The organism is Pontimicrobium sp. MEBiC06410 (genome assembly GCF_053601615.1).
Genome location: NZ_JBSHNT010000125.1, coordinates 40,791 through 57,687, shown reverse-complemented (window position 1 = coordinate 57,687; position 16,897 = coordinate 40,791). Strand labels below are relative to the sequence as shown.

Below are 16,897 nucleotides of genomic sequence, written 5' to 3'. Positions count from 1 at the left end.
TTTGCATAACTAAGCTCTACAGCTTTATGTTTAAATTCTTTGGTGTAAAAATTTCGTGGTTTTGACATTGTTATTTTATTAAAGTTTATAAATATATAAACTCGCTTCTTACTGTCCTGTCAAATATAGCATGTCCACTTTTTTCTTGAGCAATAAAAGAATACAGTAACCCTGATACTTCAACGTCTCCTCCTCCATTAAATCGTAAATCTATAATTAAGTTTTCTGCTTGTTTGTTTTTAACATCTTTAAATACTTCTTCAAACTTTCTTTTTAATTTACTGTATAAATTAGCAGTAGGATCCTCGATCCAATTAAAGGAGTTTAACTGAAAATAATAAGTTTTATTTCCTTTATTGAAATAAGTATTTATTTGGTTGCCTAATTGTTTTTTATGCAACGGATATACACTATTAAATTTTTCTTGAAGTGTCTTAAAATCATAACCAACAATTATTTTTTTTACAGGAAGTTATGAAAGACGAGTTGTTAACGGCATAGGGCATAATTTGCCGCAGGAAGCACCAAGGGAATTCTTCAAAGCAATCAATAAATTGATGCTGAACAATACTTAAAAAAGTCTGATTGAATAATTTGAAACCAGATTATCCGTTTTGAAACTAAGATTTACGTATGTAAGAGGTGTTGTCTTTATTACTTTAGATCTATCCGTAATGATTATCAAGAATATCAAAAAAATATTTCTTAGTCTGTAATAGTTTATTCAATTCTTTTGGATGTTCCTGCTATTTAATACATTTTAGAATTAACTTAGATTTTGCACAACTTGTGCATTTGTTAATTTCGTATCTTTGTATTGTGAAAATAGCAACACTCATATTATCCTTTTATATACTATCACTAAATGCTGTCCCATGTAGTGATACTGGTATACCTGCAAATGATTCTAAAGTAGAATTTGCTATGGATGTAGATATGGATCATTCGCACAATGATGTTACAGATTCTTGCTCTCCATTTTGCACCTGTCACTGCTGCCATGTACATACCATAGATTTTAGACTATCAGGATTTGAGCCAATCGTTATGGACTTCCCTTTCGAACCCATTATCCATTTCGATAACATAGGCAAAGAATATACCCACTCCCTACTACAACCACCCCAGGTTTAATTCAGTTTTTAGGACAACTACATCCTTTTTAGACCCTTCTGCCCGATAGGTCTGAACTTTCATTGCGTTGATTTTGCCCCATGCAAACTTCAGCGAAAAGTTTAACTGAATTAATTTTTTTCATAATGATCAATAAAATCATTTTATTCTCCATCAATAATAAATTTATTGTTGGACTACTGACATTGGCGCTTATCATAATCGGTATTTGGTCCATGTCTACCGTAAATCTGGGGTCGGTGCCAGATATCACAAACAACCAGGTACAGGTCATTACCGTATCTGAAAACCTTGCTACCGAAGACATTGAGCAATTCGTGACCTATCCCGTGGAACTGGCCATGGGCAACTTGCCCAATGTAACCGAAATCCGTTCCATTTCCCGTTTTGGACTTTCCGTAGTGACCATCGTCTTCGATGATGACATGGGCATTTACAAACCCAGACAATTGGTACAGGAGAAGCTGAACGAGGTTAGGGAAAGCATCCCAGAAAAATTCGGGAATCCTTCCATGGGACCGATTACCACTGGTTTAGGAGAAATATACCAATATACCATAAAACCAAAAAAGGGCTTTGAAAGCAAATACTCCCCTACCGACCTACGTACCATCCAGGATTGGATCGTAAAACGCCAAATGACACTCTTGGATGGTGTTGTGGAGGTCAACTCTTTTGGTGGCAACATAAAACAATACGAAATAGCCATAAACCCCGAAAAGCTAAATGCCATAGGTGTTTCCATATCCGAGGTATTTGCTGCTTTGGAAAGGAACAATGTCAATACAGGAGGTGCCTATATTGAAAAAAGCAAAATGGCAAACTTCATTCGAGGGGAAGGACTCATAAGGTCTTTGGAGGATATCAAGGCTATTTCCATCAGGAATGAAAATGGCCTACCAATTACCATAGGAGATGCTACGGAAAAAGTTCAATTTGGAAGCCAGGTTCGTTATGGAGCCTTTACCCAAGATGGTCGTGAAGCCGTAGGTGGAATGGTATTAATGATGAAAGGAGCAAATCCTAACAAAGTTATTACCAATGTACAAGAACGAATGCAAAACGTTGAAAAATCACTACCCGAAGGATTAGAAATTAAACCGTTTTTAGATAGAAGTAATTTAATAGAAAGAACCACTAGTACTGTAACCCAAAACCTTTTAGAAGGTGCTCTTATCGTCATTTTTGCATTGGTCTTTTTGCTAGGGAGTTTAAGAGGCGGATTAATTACAGCTACAACAATACCACTGTCATTACTTTTTGCCTTTATCTTAATGAAACAATTTGGAGTTTGGGCAAATTTAATGAGCTTAGGAGCTATTGATTTTGGAATTATTATAGATGGTGCTGTAATTATTATAGAAGGAACGGTCTATGAAATTCAAAAACGGATACGTTCTGGCAAACTCAAATTCAATCAAGAGATTATGGATAAGGTCGCTTATGATGCAGGAAGCACTATGATGGGATCTGCCTTTTTCGGACAAATCATCATTCTTATTGTTTTTGCTCCTATTCTTTTCTTAACTGGTATTGAAGGAAAGATGTTCCGTCCAATGGCATTCACCTTTGGATTTGCCATGATTGGAGCTATTTTCCTCTGCTTAACTTACGTCCCAATGATGTCTGCTTTATTTATGAAACCTGTTAAAAACAAAAATAATTGGTTTGGTAAATTTGAAAGCTGGTTGGAAAGCATCAGTGATAAAATTATAGGAAGCATCCAAAAAGCCTATTTGCCACTTTTAAAGGGTGCGTTAAAAGCAAAGACCCTAGTTGTTGGGGCTGCTGTGGCTTTACTTATCGTTTCAGGGTTTATATTTTCAAGAATGGGAGGCGAATTTGTCCCTCAATTGGATGAAGGGGACCTTGCCATGCAAGCCTTATTACGACCGGGAACAGGGTTAACAGAAGCTATTGATGTATCAAACAAAATAGAGAGCATACTCATTGATAACTTTCCTGAAGTAAAAACAGCTGTGGCGAGAATTGGGGTAGCCGATATTCCTACCGATCCTATGCCTATGGATATTGCCGATATGTTCATCATCCTGGAAAAAGATATGGACAAATGGACGTCTGCAAGTTCAAAAGAAGAATTAATAGATAAAATCAAGGATAAACTAGATAGTGAACTTACAGGTGTAAACTTGGTGTTTAGCCAACCTGTAGAATTGCGTTTTAACGAATTGCTAACAGGCGTTCGGGAAGATGTTGCTGTAAAACTATATGGTGAAGATTTAGAAGTACTTTCCCAAAAAGCCGAGGAAATGGCAGCTATTATCCAAACCGTTCCAGGTGTTGGGGATGTAAACGCAGAACGCACATCAGGTCTACCACAAATGACCGTAAAATTCAAACGAAAAAAGATGGCACAATACGGGCTCGACATAGAGAAAGTAAACGATTATATAAGTGCGGCATTCGCTGGTGGTAATGCAGGTGTTATTTTTGAAGGAGAAAAACGCTTTGATATGGTTATCCGATTTGATGAAGAACACCGCAAAAGTATCGAAGATTTACGTGCTTTATATGTTGATTTGCCCGATGGCACCCAAGTTCCCATCAAAGAAGTAGCAGACATAAGTTATGTACCAGGACCTATGCAAATATCTCGTGACAATACATTTCGCAGGACTTACGTAGGAATAAATGCAAGAGGGCGTGATGTGGAATCTGTAGTAACCGATATTCAACAGAAGCTAGATGCGGAATTAAACCTTCCACCAGGCTATTATATTACTTATGGAGGGGAATTTGAAAATCTCGTACGTGCTAAAAACCGGCTAACCATTGTTGTACCCATAGCACTGTTTTTAATCTTTGTACTCTTATATTTTGCCCTAAAATCTTTTTCACAATCCATAATGATATACATCGCTATCCCACTGGCAGCTATTGGCGGCATATTTGCCCTGTGGTTAAGGGATATGCCATTCAGTATTTCGGCAGGCGTAGGTTTTATAGTGCTATTTGGAGTTGCCGTACTCAACGGGTTGGTACTTATAAACCGATTTAATTCCTTAAAAGAAGAAGGTGTAACAAGCATACGAGAAAGAATATTAACAGGAACCAAAGAAAGAATACGACCAATTATGTTAACAGCAACTACAGATATTTTAGGTTTTATGCCTATGGCATTTTCATCATCGGCTGGTGCCGAAGTACAACGACCATTGGCTACTGTAGTTATTGGAGGTATGTTAACGGCGACTTTACTAACATTAATTGTACTTCCAATTTTATATACATTCATTGAAAAAAGAGGAGAAAACAAAGGTAAAAAGAAGCTTTCATCATTAAAACCAAGTACTATAACTACCGTTTTAATCATAGGATGTGTATTGAGTTTTACTATTCCTGTTTCTGCTCAAGAAATTACATTGGAAAATAAAATAACCCTACAGGATAGTCTGCCAACAATAAGCTTAGAAAAAGCCAAGGAAATGGCCTTTACCAATTACCCAAGTTTAAAAGCCGCAAAACTTGGAATTGAAGGCGAAAAAGCGATGCGAAAAACAGCCTTTGATTTTGGAAATACCCAAATATTTACAGGAAAGGAAGAAGTAGGCAATGGAGATAAAGGCACATTCAACACCATTGGAGTGCAACAGCAAGACATCAACGTGTTTGGAATTGTTCCCAAATTAAAGTTGCAAAAGGAACGTATCCATTTAGCAGAAAATCTTGTAAACTTAACCGCCCTAGAAGTGGAACGCGAGGTAAGTAGGTCTTGGGCAAATGTATATACAAAACGAAAAACATATTTAGTATATAAACAAATGGATTCCGTTTTTCAAGATATTGAGAGAGCGGCCAGAATAAGGTATGAAACCGAAGCCTCTTCGAATCTAGAATATTTGGCAACATCCAATCAAGCCAATGAGGTCAAAATTCAAAAAGAACAGGCTTTTAGGGAATACAACAAAGCATTGCAACAGTTAAACCAATGGTTTGCCAGTGATACGTTCTACAGTGCACCAAATGCTTCATTGGAATCTTTAGAAGCTCCGTTTGATTATAGCGCGACATCCTTGGAGAACCATCCGCTACTTCAAGCCTCAAAGCAGCAAATACAGGTAGCCAAGGCATTTACCAGGGTACAAAAATCTGAATTTTTGCCAAAGTTTCAGGCGCAATACGGCAGACAACAAATTAACGGGCAATCAGGATTTTATCAATATCAAGTAGGGGTACAAATTCCATTGTTTTTCGGTGCCAATTTAGGAAGAGCGCAAAAGGCAAAAATTGACAAAAAAATAGCAGAAGAGAATTTTTATACCGAAAAGCTAAAGGTAAAAACAGCCTATGAAAATATGCGGGAAGATTTTATAAAATGGAAAACGTCGTGGGATTATTATAAAAACAAAGCACTACCATTGGCCAAAGAACAGCAAAGAGGTACCATATTGGCCTTTAAGGAAGGAGCCATCAACTACGTGGCTTTCTTACAGAATATCCGAGATGTTATCCGTATAGAAATAAGTGCTTGGGAAGCTTTTAACAGCTACTTGGACAGTCGTTACCAACTCGAATATTACCTAAAAAATTCTAACTAAAATTTAAGACAAACAATAAGATGAAAATACAAATAATAAAGATTTTAATGTTAACTCTTGTGTTAGCCCTTTTTATGGGGTGCAAGGAAGAGGTTAAGCAAAACGAAGACCAGAAGCTTTCCAACACAGAAGAAGCCCATGACCATAAAGAAGGAGAAGAACATGAAGAAAGCGAAGAAGGTTCTGGAGAAGAAGGTGAAGCAGTGCATTTATCCGAATTAAAATTCAATAGCTTAGGCATTAAAGTTGGCTCTTTACCAACAAAATCGCTTTCGGGTGTGGTTAAAGCTAACGGACAATTGGAGGTCCCACCTCAATATGAAGCTACAGTAACTGCCATTTTGGGCGGTAACGTAAGTGGCATTAAAGTCATAGAAGGTGATAAAGTGCGTAAAGGACAGACCTTAGCATACCTTTCCCACCCCGACCTGTCCCAGATCCAAACCAATTATATTAAAACCTTTAATAAGATGCAGTTTTTGGAAAAAGAATACGAACGCCAAAAACGATTATATGAAGAAAAGGTTGGTTCAGGGAAGACGTTTCAGCAAACAGAAGCAGATTATCTATCGATTAAAGCAGAGGTAAAAGGCTATGAATCGCAGTTACGACAATTGAATATAAGTCCCTCAAAAATAAGGAACGGTGAAATTTACGAATATGTTCCTGTAACAAGCCCTATTGCAGGTTATATAGAGAAAGTAAAAGTTCAAATGGGGCAATATGTAGCACCACAGACTCCTATGTTTGCAATTGTGGATAATGAGCATATTCATGCGGATTTGATGGTCTTTGAAGAGGACATCCATAAAGTTAAAAAGGGGCAAAAAATTTCTTTCACATTAGAATCGGTGTCCAATAGCAACCTTACAGGTGAGATCTATTCCGTAGGAAAACAATTTGAGCAAAACCCAAAAGCAGTGCACATACATGCCGAAATCGATAAAAAAGAAGATTTCCTTATCCCCGGAATGTACATCAATGGAAAAATAAGGACTGGTGAGGCACCAGTGATGGCCTTACCAGAAGACGCCATTATAGAAGAAGGCGGAAAGCCGTTCATTTTTACAGCTCAAAAACATTTAGAAGACGGAGAAGTTGAATGGGAGTTAAAACCGATTGAAGTCCGCACAGGAATAACCGAAGATGGCTGGGTGGAAATAAAGCTACTGGAACCTCTTTTGGAAAACACGCAGGTAGTATTCAACAATGCTTACTACCTGATATCGGAAATGCAAAAAGGCGAAACATCACATAGTCATTAATAAAATATAAAAATTGATTTTGATTATTTGGTAAGGGTCTGTTCGATAGCTTTCCATAGAGAAATAAACAACAGACCCATTTCAAAAAATCATTACGGATAACAACTAATAAAATGGAAAAAATAGCAATAATACTTGAAAATAAAGAGATTCGTCCCACAGCAATGCGGCTATTAGTATATCAGTTATTAGAAAAAAAAGAGAATGCCTTAAGCTTGGGTGAACTGGAAAAAAACTTTGACACCTCAGAGCGAAGCACCTTATACCGCACTATAAAAACATTTGAAGACAAAAGTATTGTACACGCTATAGAAGATGGCACAGGTATTATAAAATATGCTATTTGCAAAGACCAATTTACATCTAAGGAAAATAACGACCTGCACCTACATTTTAGATGCAACACATGTCAAGAAACGGTTTGTTTGACGGATTATAAAATCCCGCAAATCAATCTACCGAAAGGTTATGAAGCAGAAGACATGAATCTTATTGTAAAAGGTATTTGTGAAAAATGTAATATGAATTAAAAATTAAAGTATGATAAACAATAACGAAAAACATCACAAAGAAGGAGGGCATCATCATGACCATGGTGGTATTTTTGGAAAAAACACGGAGCTCTATTTTGCAATTTTAAGTGGTATTTGTTTAATCACAGGATATTTACTGGAAAAATATGGAAGTACTTCAAGCAGTATTCCTTTTGGATTATATATTTCAGCTTACTTTTTTGGAGGGTATTTTACCCTAAAAGAAGCCATTACAAAAATCTCAAAAGGTGAGTTTGAAATTGATTTTTTAATGCTCGTAGCAGCGGCAGGAGCAGCTTATTTGGGAGAATGGGCAGAAGGTGCTTTGTTACTGTTTCTTTTTAGCTTGGGGCATGCCCTAGAAAATTACGCTATGGGAAAAGCAAAAAAATCCATTGCAGCCCTTACCGATTTAGCCCCTAAAACCGCATTGTTGAAAAAAGGAAAGAAAACCGAAGAAGTCGCTATCGAGACCTTAAAAATTGGAGATATCATTGTTATTCGTCCTAACAGTAAAATTTCGGCAGATGGTATTATTGTTAGTGGATCAAGTAGCATAAATCAGGCACCTATTACGGGAGAGAGCGTTCCTGTAGATAAAAAGTCCATAGAAAACCTTGATACAAATTATGAGAACCATAACAATATCCCCAAAGAAAGCCGAGTGTTTTCAGGAACCATAAATGGAAACAATGTTTTAGAAGTAAAAGTTATTAAAGAAGCACAGGACTCTACCTTAAGCAGATTGGTAACCATGGTTCAAAATGCACAAGAGCAAAAGTCGCCTACGCAATTGTTGACCGACAAATTCGAAAAAATCTTCGTGCCTTCGGTTATCCTGTTGGTCATCCTACTCAATTTTGCCTTTCTAGTCATTGATGAAACTTGGAACGAAAGTCTATATCGCTCTTTAGCGGTCTTAGTAGCAGCAAGCCCTTGTGCATTAGCCATTTCAACACCATCGGCAGTACTAAGTGGGGTGGCCAGGGCAGCCCGTGGAGGGGTTCTGATAAAAGGAGGGCGTCCGTTGGAAGATTTAGGTTCTTTAACTGCCTTGGCATTTGATAAAACGGGGACTCTTACCGAAGGGAAACCAAAATTGACCGATACCATTGGTTTTGACGGTACCAAAAAAGAAGACTTACTAAAAGTAGCTATTGCCGTTGAAGAATTAAGTGACCATCCATTAGCCAAAGCAGTAGTTAGAGATGGGAAAATGAAATTATCCCCAGATGTGAATATCCCCAATGCGAGTAATACAGAAGCTATACAAGGGAAAGGCATCAAAGCAGAATATCAAGGCAAACTCGTTTACATTGGTAATCTAGAGCTGTTTGATAATATAGACAATGGTGTTCCGAAAGAAGTGGTTGAAAAAGTACATTCATTGGAAGGAGAAGGAAAGACAACAATGTTGATAAAACTTGGAAATGAATTCATAGGCATGTTGGGGTTAATGGATACGCCTAGAGAAAAAGCAAAAGCAACCTTAGTACAACTAAAGAAAATAGGCATCAAAAAAATGATTATGCTTACAGGCGACAACCAAAAAGTAGCAGATGCCGTAGCCCAAGAAATAGGATTGACTGAAACTAGGGGAAGTTTACTCCCAGAAGAAAAGGTTGAAGCTATAAAGCAACTGGCTTTGCAAGAAAAGAGGATAGCGATGATTGGTGACGGAGTAAACGACGCACCTGCCATGGCAAACAGTACCGTAGGCATTGCCATGGGAGCTGCCGGTAGTGATGTGGCATTGGAAACTGCTGATATCGCATTAATGGCAGATAAATTGGAGGTTCTGCCTTTTGCCATTGGCTTAAGTAGAAGCGCCAAATCCATAATAAGGCAAAATTTATGGATAAGTCTTGGAATTGTAGCCCTACTTATACCATCTACCATTATGGGATGGGCAAGTATAGGAATTGCCGTAGCTATCCACGAAGGTTCAACCTTAATTGTAGTTATTAATGCATTACGATTGTTAGCGTATAAAAAGAATAAAGAAAATCGTTGAAAATATTTACACTAAAATGGATGAGAACAGCGAAATATTAATAGATAAGGGTATTAAACCTACTAAAATGAGAATTGGCATTCTTCAATTCTTAATGTTACAAGATACCGCCGTTGGTTTACAAAATATAAGAGCAGCTTTCTTAAAAAACAGATTTCCAAAAAAATTAGCAAATAGGACAACCTTTTATAGAGTTGTAAAAAAATTTGAGGAAAAAGGCATAGTTCATCGAATAGATGATGGTACAGGAACAATAAAGTTCGCCATTTCCAAAAAAGAAAACGATATACATTTGCACTGTATTAATTGTAATACCACTAAATGTTTAGAAAACCAAATATCAAAAGAAAGTTTACCAAGAGGGTACGAAATAGCCGAAATCAATATGGTTATTAAAGGTTTTTGTAAAAAATGCCAAAAAAAGAACAATTAGGAATAGTTTTAAACAATTTATAATTAATTTTTTCGTACCTAAAACATATTCAATCAAACCACATACTGAATATCTTGAATCCTTTCAAATCTTTCTTTTTACCATAACAGAATTCTGTACAAAAAAGAATCTATAAATATGAATCAAATAAAAAAATCCTAATAGATTTTTTTATTTGATTCATATTGACCTTTACACTTTTGTTATCTCACTTTTACTTTCTTTAATTAGTTTTTGGTTAAAACATAAAGTAAGCATTTTATAAATTTTAGGATGCTTCTTTTTAAGTAAATCGGGACGTTCAAAAAAATATTCTGAAGCTACAGCAAAAAACTCAGCTTGATTAGTCCCTCCATATTTTCGAATATCGGAATGATTGTTATTTATCGCTTCCATTTCTTTATGAATTAAATTTAACCAAGGTATTGCGTATTGATGTTCTAATAGTCGTTCTGGTATACCGTCTGTTCTATCGTCTAACTTATCAATTAAATGAATAAATTCATGTATACCAGTATTGCTCTTATCGGTTGTGTTTTTAAAGCCATGATACAATGCTTTTTTAGACAGAATCATTTGCTTCTCAAACCGTCCATTCCCGACTACTCCGCCAATATTACGCGTTTTATCCTTAGCTCCAAATTGCATATCCTCATTAAAATTATCTGGATATAATAGTATTCCACTTAAATTGGTGTAATGCCATTCTTTAAAGCCAAAAACAGGTATTACTGCACTCGCAGCAATTAAAACTTTGTCTAATTCTTGCAATTCAAATTGTACACCATCTATATAGACTTCGCCTAAAAATTGCATCATTCGTTTCTGAAAAGTTACTTGTTTTTCAGTTGAAAGATTACGGTAGTAGAGCACATTATCCAACAACAATTCGTGCCAATGCTTTGGGAAAGGTTGCACCTTTTGTCTCTGTGCTTTTCTATAAAAGTGGACAACCAAAAGAAGAATGACACTTAAGAGAATAACGTAACTCATATTAATATATTTAAAGATATTACTCTAAGGACTCTGCCTTAAATCCTACTTTTTGCAAAGTAGCTTTTACATCTTCTTCTGAGGCACCATCACTTTCTACTGTTAGAATTTTATCTGGATTGGTAGTATCAACTTCCCAGCTTTCAACACCATCTTGTTTGTTAAAAAAAGGGGTTACTTTTGATACACAACCACCACAATTGATATTTGTTTTAAATTTTAAAGTTTTCATAATTTTGAATTTGTAATTTTTATTAAAGTTTTACGCGTTTAAGCCTTAAGCTATTTAGAACAACAGATACGCTACTGAAAGCCATTGCCATTCCTGCTATCATTGGGTCCAATAAAAATCCATTTACGGGATACAAAACGCCTGCTGCAATTGGAATACCAATGAGATTGTAAATAAATGCCCAAAATAGATTCTGACGTATACCCAAAACAGTTCTCTTTGACAGTTCCAACGCTTTGGGAATGGATTGCAAATTGGAAGTTATCAAGGTCATTTTGGCAACGTCCATTGCAATATCAGATCCTTTTCCCATTGCTATACTTACATTGGCCTGTGCTAAAGCGTGGGAATCGTTGATACCGTCACCTACCATAGCTACTATTTTTCCATCTGCTTGTAATTTCTCAACAAAAGCGGCTTTTTCAGAAGGCATTACACCACCTTGGTAATTGGTAATTCCTACTTGTTTCGCAACAGCAAATGCCGTTTTTTTGTTATCACCTGTAAGCATATAAACCTCAACACCGCTTTCTTTAAGTATTTCTATAGCCCTTTTTGAAGTTTCCTTTATTTTATCTGCAATGGCGAGTATCGCTAAAACTTGTTCTTCATTACCAAAGAAAATAACCGTTTTTGCCTGTTCTTCTAGACCTTCTGCTGTTTGCTTTAAAAAATCATCGATTTGAATATTCTTATCATGCATTAGCTTAGCGTTTCCTACATGATATTTTGAACCGTTTTCTGTTTCAGCTTTTACTCCTTTTCCTGTAATACTTTCAAAAGACACAACTTCAACTTTTTCAATATTTTCATCTTTTAAATGTTTAACTACTGCTTCTGCCAAAGGATGTTCGGATTGTGCTTCTATTGCCAAAAGTACTTGCTCGTATTTGTCGTTATTTTCGAGTTTATCGTTCCAAAATATATCCGTCACTAAAGGTTTTCCTTCTGTAATTGTCCCAGTTTTATCTAAAATAACTGTATTTACTTTATAACCGAGTTCTAAACTTTCAGCATCTTTTATAAGAATATTGTTTTCGGCGCCTTTACCAATTCCTACCATAATGGCAGTAGGTGTCGCTAAACCTAAAGCACAGGGACAGGCAATAACCAATACTGCCACTGAAGTTAATAAGGCTTGAGAAAATGCATTTTCGCCACCAACAAACATCCAAACAATAAATGTAATAATAGATATACCCAATACAATAGGAACAAAAACACTAGCAATTTTATCGACCAGTTTCTGGACAGATGCTTTACTTCCTTGAGCCTCTTGAACCATTTTAATGATTTGAGATAGTAAGGTTTCTCCACCTACTTTTTCGGCAATAAATTGAAAACTTCCTTTTTGATTTACTGTACCTGCATATACTTTATCGTCCTTTCTTTTTTCTACAGGTATGGGTTCGCCTGTAATCATACTTTCATTTACATAAGAACGTCCTTTAAATACTTGACCATCTACAGGAATCTTATCTCCAGGACGAACTAAAATTGTTTGACCTACTTGAACTGAGGTAATAGGAATTTCTTTTTCCTCTTCATTTTCAATAATTATCAATGTTTTTGGCTGTAAACCCATCAACTTTTTTATAGCAGAGGATGTATTTGATTTTGCCTTTTCTTCCAACAGTTTACCTAAGGAAATAAAGGTTATAATTACCGTAGCTGCTTCGTAATATACGTGAGGTTCAACACCACGTTTTAACCAGTACTCAGAAAAAAAAGTATTAAACATACTAAAAATGAAAGCAATCCCTGTACTTAAGGCCACTAAAGTATCCATATTTGCTTTACCGTGTTTAGCCTGTTTGAATGCATTAATAAAAAAGCTACGTCCAAACCAAAAAAGAACAGGAATGGTCATTACCAAAGAGCTCCATTTCCCAGGTTCCCAATTCATAAAGAACATTCCTAATATAAAAATGGGAAGTGTGAGAATGGCAGACCAAATAGTACGATTCTTTATATCTTGATACTTTTTTTGTTGAAGTTCTTCTTGTATTTCAGAAGGGTTATCGGCATCAATAATCATATCATACCCCACTTCACGAAGTACTTTTTGAAATTGATTAGGGTTTAACTCCTTTTCATATTCCACAAGAACAGAACTATTTGCAAAGTTTACATTAGCACCCAATACACCTTCTGTATGTTTCAGTACAGATTCAACGCTAGCTGCACACGATGCGCATGTCATTCCTATAACTGGGAATGATTTTTTCACACTTTGTTTAAAGCTTTTTTCTTTAGCTTTAAAAACGTTAGAAGTCTCCATAATCTATTTTTAATTTGTGCATTACAAATATCCAGATTAAAGGATTTTAATACGTTGTGTTATTTGCTGAATGATTTGTAAAATTTACTTGTTTCTATTTTTACAACTAAATGTCATCTAACGATTTTCTGTTTTGTGTACTACTCTTTTTAAATTGTGTAGGCGTCATTCCCGTTACTTTTTTAAACTGATTGCTTAAATAGGCAACACTACTATAATGCAATTTATAAGCTATTTCGCTTAGGGTTAACTCATCATAGACTATGAGTTCTTTAACACGTTCAATTTTTTGGTGGATAATATACTGCTCAAACGTGATACTTTCTACCGATGAGAATAGGGAACTTAAATATTTGTAATCTAATTTTAGTTTATCACTAACCAAATTTGCCCAAACAATATCACTTTCATCATTAGAATAGTGAATGGCATCAACTACAAGGTTTCTCATGCTTTCGATGAGCTGACTCTTTCGGTTGTTTATCAAACTAAATCCTTCTTTTTTAAGTTCAATAGACAATGTATCTATTTTCTCTTCTCTAAGTGGTAAACTCAATTCTACTTCGCCTAACTTTATATTTTTGTATGGTAGATTCAATCCATGTAAAATCTGTGATACAGAGGATATACATCTTGGACATACCATATTTTTTATATGAATAATATAACTCATTTTTTGTTTAAAATAGCTTCAGCCCAGCTTTTGAAAGGGAATAGTAATATGCGGCTATAGCAGCAATTATAAATATTATAATGATAGCTAGTATACCTATAATTTTATCTTTTCTTGAAATATTACTTTTTACTTGACGCTTGTTCTTTTCGGATTTTCTTCTATTTCTTCTACTTTCACTCTTCATCAATTTTCTTTAAAACTTAAAAGCTTTAAAATTTTTATTAAGACAGGCTATTTAAATCAATGTTTGCTTTATTCTATAGTCGCTTTTACTTCACCACAGGTTAACATGGCTTCTCCGTAATAAGGGTTCCTAATTTCTTTTTCTAAACTCAACCAGTATGCGCCCTTGTTATTATCTGCCATTGGGCAGAATTCGCTATATACTTTTTGGTTAATTCCAAAAAGCTTTACACTGCTTATCATATGAGCGGAAAGATGTTTAAAATGTCCTCTTTGTGTTGTTATTTCCAGGCTATTTTCAATAGCATTGGCTGAAGCTTTCAATTCCTTTTGAATAGTCATCCAATGGTTATGTGCTTTTTCATCAGATAACAATTTCATATCCACTTTTTTCAATGACTGGTTTATTTGTTTTCCTACTAGTTGGGAGCCATTGGCATCATCATTAACCAAGGCATCTTTTAAAAGGATGTAATCATCGAAAACCTGTTTTAACTGTTTTTGAAATTTATTAGACACATCAATCCTTTCGTTCATTTCTGAGTGATTGGTTTTTTCCATTTTATCTCCTGCATTATCACCTTGCATTCCCAAATGCCCTTCGTGACCAGTCATAGTTTTGCCTCCTTCTGCATTCATCATAGATTTTTTACCCTGTAATTGAGCTGCTGCATCCACGGTAAATGTCCCATTAGTTACTACTTCATCTCCGTTTTCAAGTCCTTCTAGAATGGTATAGTTCTCGCCATTGGCATTGCCTAACAAGACTTCTCTCATTTCAAAAACAGACTCATTTGGTTTTGTTTTAACATATACAACAGAACGTTCTCCTGTCCACATAACGGCTGTAGCAGGTACTGTCACTATACTTTTAGAGTTAGATTGAATTCCTCCAATTATCCCTTCAACAAACATCCCTGGCTTAAACTTGTCTTTTTTATTATTTAATACAGCTCTTACAACTATAGTTCTGGTCGCAGAATTTAATAGTGGGTCAATGAATGAAATTTTTGCATCAAAGACTTCATTACGGTAGGCGTTTGTGGTTATTTTAATTGTCTGTCCTTCTTTTAGTAATGCAATTTGATTTTCATAAGCATCAAATTCTGCCCAAACGGTATTAAAGTTTGCAATCTTATATAGTGGTTGACCTTGCTTTACATAGTCGCCTTCTTCTACCATCTTATGAGTTACTGTTCCAGAAACCGTGGCAAATACAGGAAAGTATTCTTGTACCTTACCTGCATTTTCAATGGTATTAATTTGCTTTTCTGAAAGCTTCCAAAGTTTCAATTTATTACGTACTGCCTTATAAAGTTCGGGTTGTGATTCTTTTAGTGATGAAGCGGTTAGTAGTTCTTGCTGTGCTGCAACTAATTCTGGCGAATAAATGGTTGCCAAACGCTGACCAGCTCCAACACGTTCTCCCGTAGAATTAACGTATAGTTTTTCAATTCTTCCTCCAAAATAGGTTACTTGAACGGCATTGGATTCTTCATTAGTCATAATCTTACCAGATAACTTTAAAGAATTATCTCCCATTTGTCCTTCTCCCACAACGGATGTTTGGATATTAGCCAAAGCCATTGCATTTTCGGTCATTTTAATTTCGTTGGCATTAAGACCGTCTGCTCCAGTTTCAGCGGGAATCAAATCCATTCCGCATATAGGACAGTCACCAGGTTCTGGTTGCATTATTTGTGGATGCATTGAACAGGTCCACATTTGATTAGAAGCAATTTCTTCCGAATGATTATGGTCGTCTGTAACCTTGTTTGTTGCAGTATCAGCAGAACCTCTACCGAATATTAGAAAGCCGCCTAAAAGGCCAACAATCAACGCAACGCCGATATAAATGGTGTTCTTATTCATAATGTTATTTTTTATGTTTTGTCTTTTTTATTATTTTTCTAATAGTAGGCGAACTTGTATACCACAGTAAAAATCCGCTGAGTACTGTTATTAATCCTAAAAGTGAAAAAGCTCTTAGAATTATTGTGTTAAAATTATCTCGCCCTTGATAATCCATCGTGTGCGTCATCCATAGAAAATCAAACCAACGCCAATCTCGATGGCGTATTGTTTGAAAAGCTCCATTTTCAATTGCCACGTAAGCTTTAAGATTTTCATCAGCTCTATATGAAATCTCATAAACTGGCAGAGGCTTTCCTCTGTATTCGTGATGACCATCTACAGATTCAATTCTTTGTATTTTGTCTAATTTTAAGTCAGCCAACATATACCGCTCTGCTACTTTGATTGCTTCCTGTTCGGTAATTCCATTCTTTTTATTGCCTGAAACCGCATTGTACAAATTGTTCTCATTTATCCAATAATAGGGTTCGCCGGCTATTTCCAACAGTTCCAAGTTTTGAATTGGTTCTTTTAAATTTAGTTGAGCAGTACCTAATAAATTATTAAAGGACGTTTGTTTTGGTTTCTCCTTTTTAAATTGGTCCCCGTGAATCTCATCAATATCCGTCCAACTAAAGTATATCCCACTAATCGTCCACATTAGGAATTGAATACCTAAAAAGAGACCCAAATAACGATGTGCTTTTCTTATTTTTAATGCTGTATGTCTATTTACCATC

13 protein-coding genes are annotated in these 16,897 nt (G+C 35.7%); 6 read left to right on the top strand and 7 right to left on the bottom strand.

From position 1 onward, the window contains the following. Positions 1–85: 85 nt before the first annotated feature. Positions 86–400, bottom strand: a complete 315-nt coding sequence (locus ACVC08_RS01770; RefSeq protein WP_452600763.1) for a S41 family peptidase — start codon at positions 398–400, stop codon at positions 86–88. A gap of 419 nt (positions 401–819) precedes the next feature. Here ACVC08_RS01770 and ACVC08_RS01765 point away from each other — a divergent pair, with 419 nt between their 5' ends. The 6 genes from ACVC08_RS01765 (at position 820) to ACVC08_RS01740 (ending at position 9,938) form a co-directional block, all read left to right on the top strand. After that, a complete protein-coding gene (locus tag ACVC08_RS01765; protein ID WP_452600762.1) occupies positions 820–1,134 on the top strand; it encodes a DUF6660 family protein in 315 nt (104 codons plus the stop codon). 125 nt (positions 1,135–1,259) lie between these two features. After that, the gene (locus ACVC08_RS01760) at positions 1,260–5,693 is read left to right on the top strand and encodes a CusA/CzcA family heavy metal efflux RND transporter (protein WP_452600761.1); all 4,434 of its coding nucleotides are present in this window, start codon (positions 1,260–1,262) and stop codon (positions 5,691–5,693) included. Positions 5,694–5,713: 20 nt separating this feature from the next. Beyond that, positions 5,714–6,958, top strand: coding sequence for an efflux RND transporter periplasmic adaptor subunit (locus ACVC08_RS01755; protein ID WP_452600760.1), 1,245 nt, complete (start codon positions 5,714–5,716; stop codon positions 6,956–6,958). Between the two features lie 113 nt (positions 6,959–7,071). Further along, entirely contained in the window at positions 7,072–7,488 is a 417-nt protein-coding gene (locus ACVC08_RS01750; RefSeq protein ID WP_452600759.1) for a Fur family transcriptional regulator, read from the top strand. A 10-nt stretch (positions 7,489–7,498) separates the two neighbouring features. Beyond that, positions 7,499–9,505, top strand: coding sequence for a heavy metal translocating P-type ATPase (locus tag ACVC08_RS01745; RefSeq protein WP_452600758.1), 2,007 nt, complete (start codon positions 7,499–7,501; stop codon positions 9,503–9,505). A 16-nt stretch (positions 9,506–9,521) separates the two neighbouring features. Then, a complete protein-coding gene (locus ACVC08_RS01740) occupies positions 9,522–9,938 on the top strand; it encodes a Fur family transcriptional regulator (protein WP_452600757.1) in 417 nt (138 codons plus the stop codon). A 192-nt stretch (positions 9,939–10,130) separates the two neighbouring features. On the opposite strand, the gene ACVC08_RS01735 is transcribed toward ACVC08_RS01740, so the two are convergent. The 6 genes from ACVC08_RS01735 to ACVC08_RS01710 form a co-directional block, all read right to left on the bottom strand. Next, the gene (locus ACVC08_RS01735; RefSeq protein ID WP_452600756.1) at positions 10,131–10,931 is read right to left on the bottom strand and encodes a M90 family metallopeptidase; all 801 of its coding nucleotides are present in this window, start codon (positions 10,929–10,931) and stop codon (positions 10,131–10,133) included. Positions 10,932–10,950: 19 nt separating this feature from the next. Then, positions 10,951–11,163: a heavy-metal-associated domain-containing protein gene (locus ACVC08_RS01730; protein WP_452600755.1), complete on the bottom strand. Its 213-nt coding sequence runs from the start codon at positions 11,161–11,163 to the stop codon at positions 10,951–10,953. 22 nt (positions 11,164–11,185) lie between these two features. Then, complete coding sequence (locus tag ACVC08_RS01725; RefSeq protein ID WP_452600754.1) at positions 11,186–13,444, bottom strand: heavy metal translocating P-type ATPase; 2,259 nt, start codon at positions 13,442–13,444, stop codon at positions 11,186–11,188. A 106-nt stretch (positions 13,445–13,550) separates the two neighbouring features. Beyond that, positions 13,551–14,117: a helix-turn-helix domain-containing protein gene (locus tag ACVC08_RS01720; protein WP_452600753.1), complete on the bottom strand. Its 567-nt coding sequence runs from the start codon at positions 14,115–14,117 to the stop codon at positions 13,551–13,553. A 255-nt stretch (positions 14,118–14,372) separates the two neighbouring features. Continuing rightward, entirely contained in the window at positions 14,373–16,175 is a 1,803-nt protein-coding gene (locus ACVC08_RS01715; protein ID WP_452600752.1) for an efflux RND transporter periplasmic adaptor subunit, read from the bottom strand. Positions 16,176–16,179: 4 nt separating this feature from the next. Beyond that, on the bottom strand, positions 16,180–16,896 hold the full coding sequence (locus tag ACVC08_RS01710; protein ID WP_452600751.1) for a PepSY domain-containing protein: 717 nt from the start codon (positions 16,894–16,896) through the stop codon (positions 16,180–16,182). Position 16,897: the final 1 nt, after the last annotated feature.

Coding starts and splice junctions, on each gene's coding strand:
- ACVC08_RS01760 (WP_452600761.1), top strand. CDS start 1,260: ATGATCAATAAAATCATTTTATTCTCCATCAATAATAAATTTATTGTT.
- ACVC08_RS01755 (WP_452600760.1), top strand. CDS start 5,714: ATGAAAATACAAATAATAAAGATTTTAATGTTAACTCTTGTGTTAGCC.
- ACVC08_RS01750 (WP_452600759.1), top strand. CDS start 7,072: ATGGAAAAAATAGCAATAATACTTGAAAATAAAGAGATTCGTCCCACA.
- ACVC08_RS01745 (WP_452600758.1), top strand. CDS start 7,499: ATGATAAACAATAACGAAAAACATCACAAAGAAGGAGGGCATCATCAT.
- ACVC08_RS01740 (WP_452600757.1), top strand. CDS start 9,522: ATGGATGAGAACAGCGAAATATTAATAGATAAGGGTATTAAACCTACT.
- ACVC08_RS01735 (WP_452600756.1), bottom strand. CDS start 10,931: ATGAGTTACGTTATTCTCTTAAGTGTCATTCTTCTTTTGGTTGTCCAC.
- ACVC08_RS01730 (WP_452600755.1), bottom strand. CDS start 11,163: ATGAAAACTTTAAAATTTAAAACAAATATCAATTGTGGTGGTTGTGTA.
- ACVC08_RS01725 (WP_452600754.1), bottom strand. CDS start 13,444: ATGGAGACTTCTAACGTTTTTAAAGCTAAAGAAAAAAGCTTTAAACAA.
- ACVC08_RS01720 (WP_452600753.1), bottom strand. CDS start 14,117: ATGAGTTATATTATTCATATAAAAAATATGGTATGTCCAAGATGTATA.
- ACVC08_RS01715 (WP_452600752.1), bottom strand. CDS start 16,175: ATGAATAAGAACACCATTTATATCGGCGTTGCGTTGATTGTTGGCCTT.
- ACVC08_RS01710 (WP_452600751.1), bottom strand. CDS start 16,896: ATGGTAAATAGACATACAGCATTAAAAATAAGAAAAGCACATCGTTAT.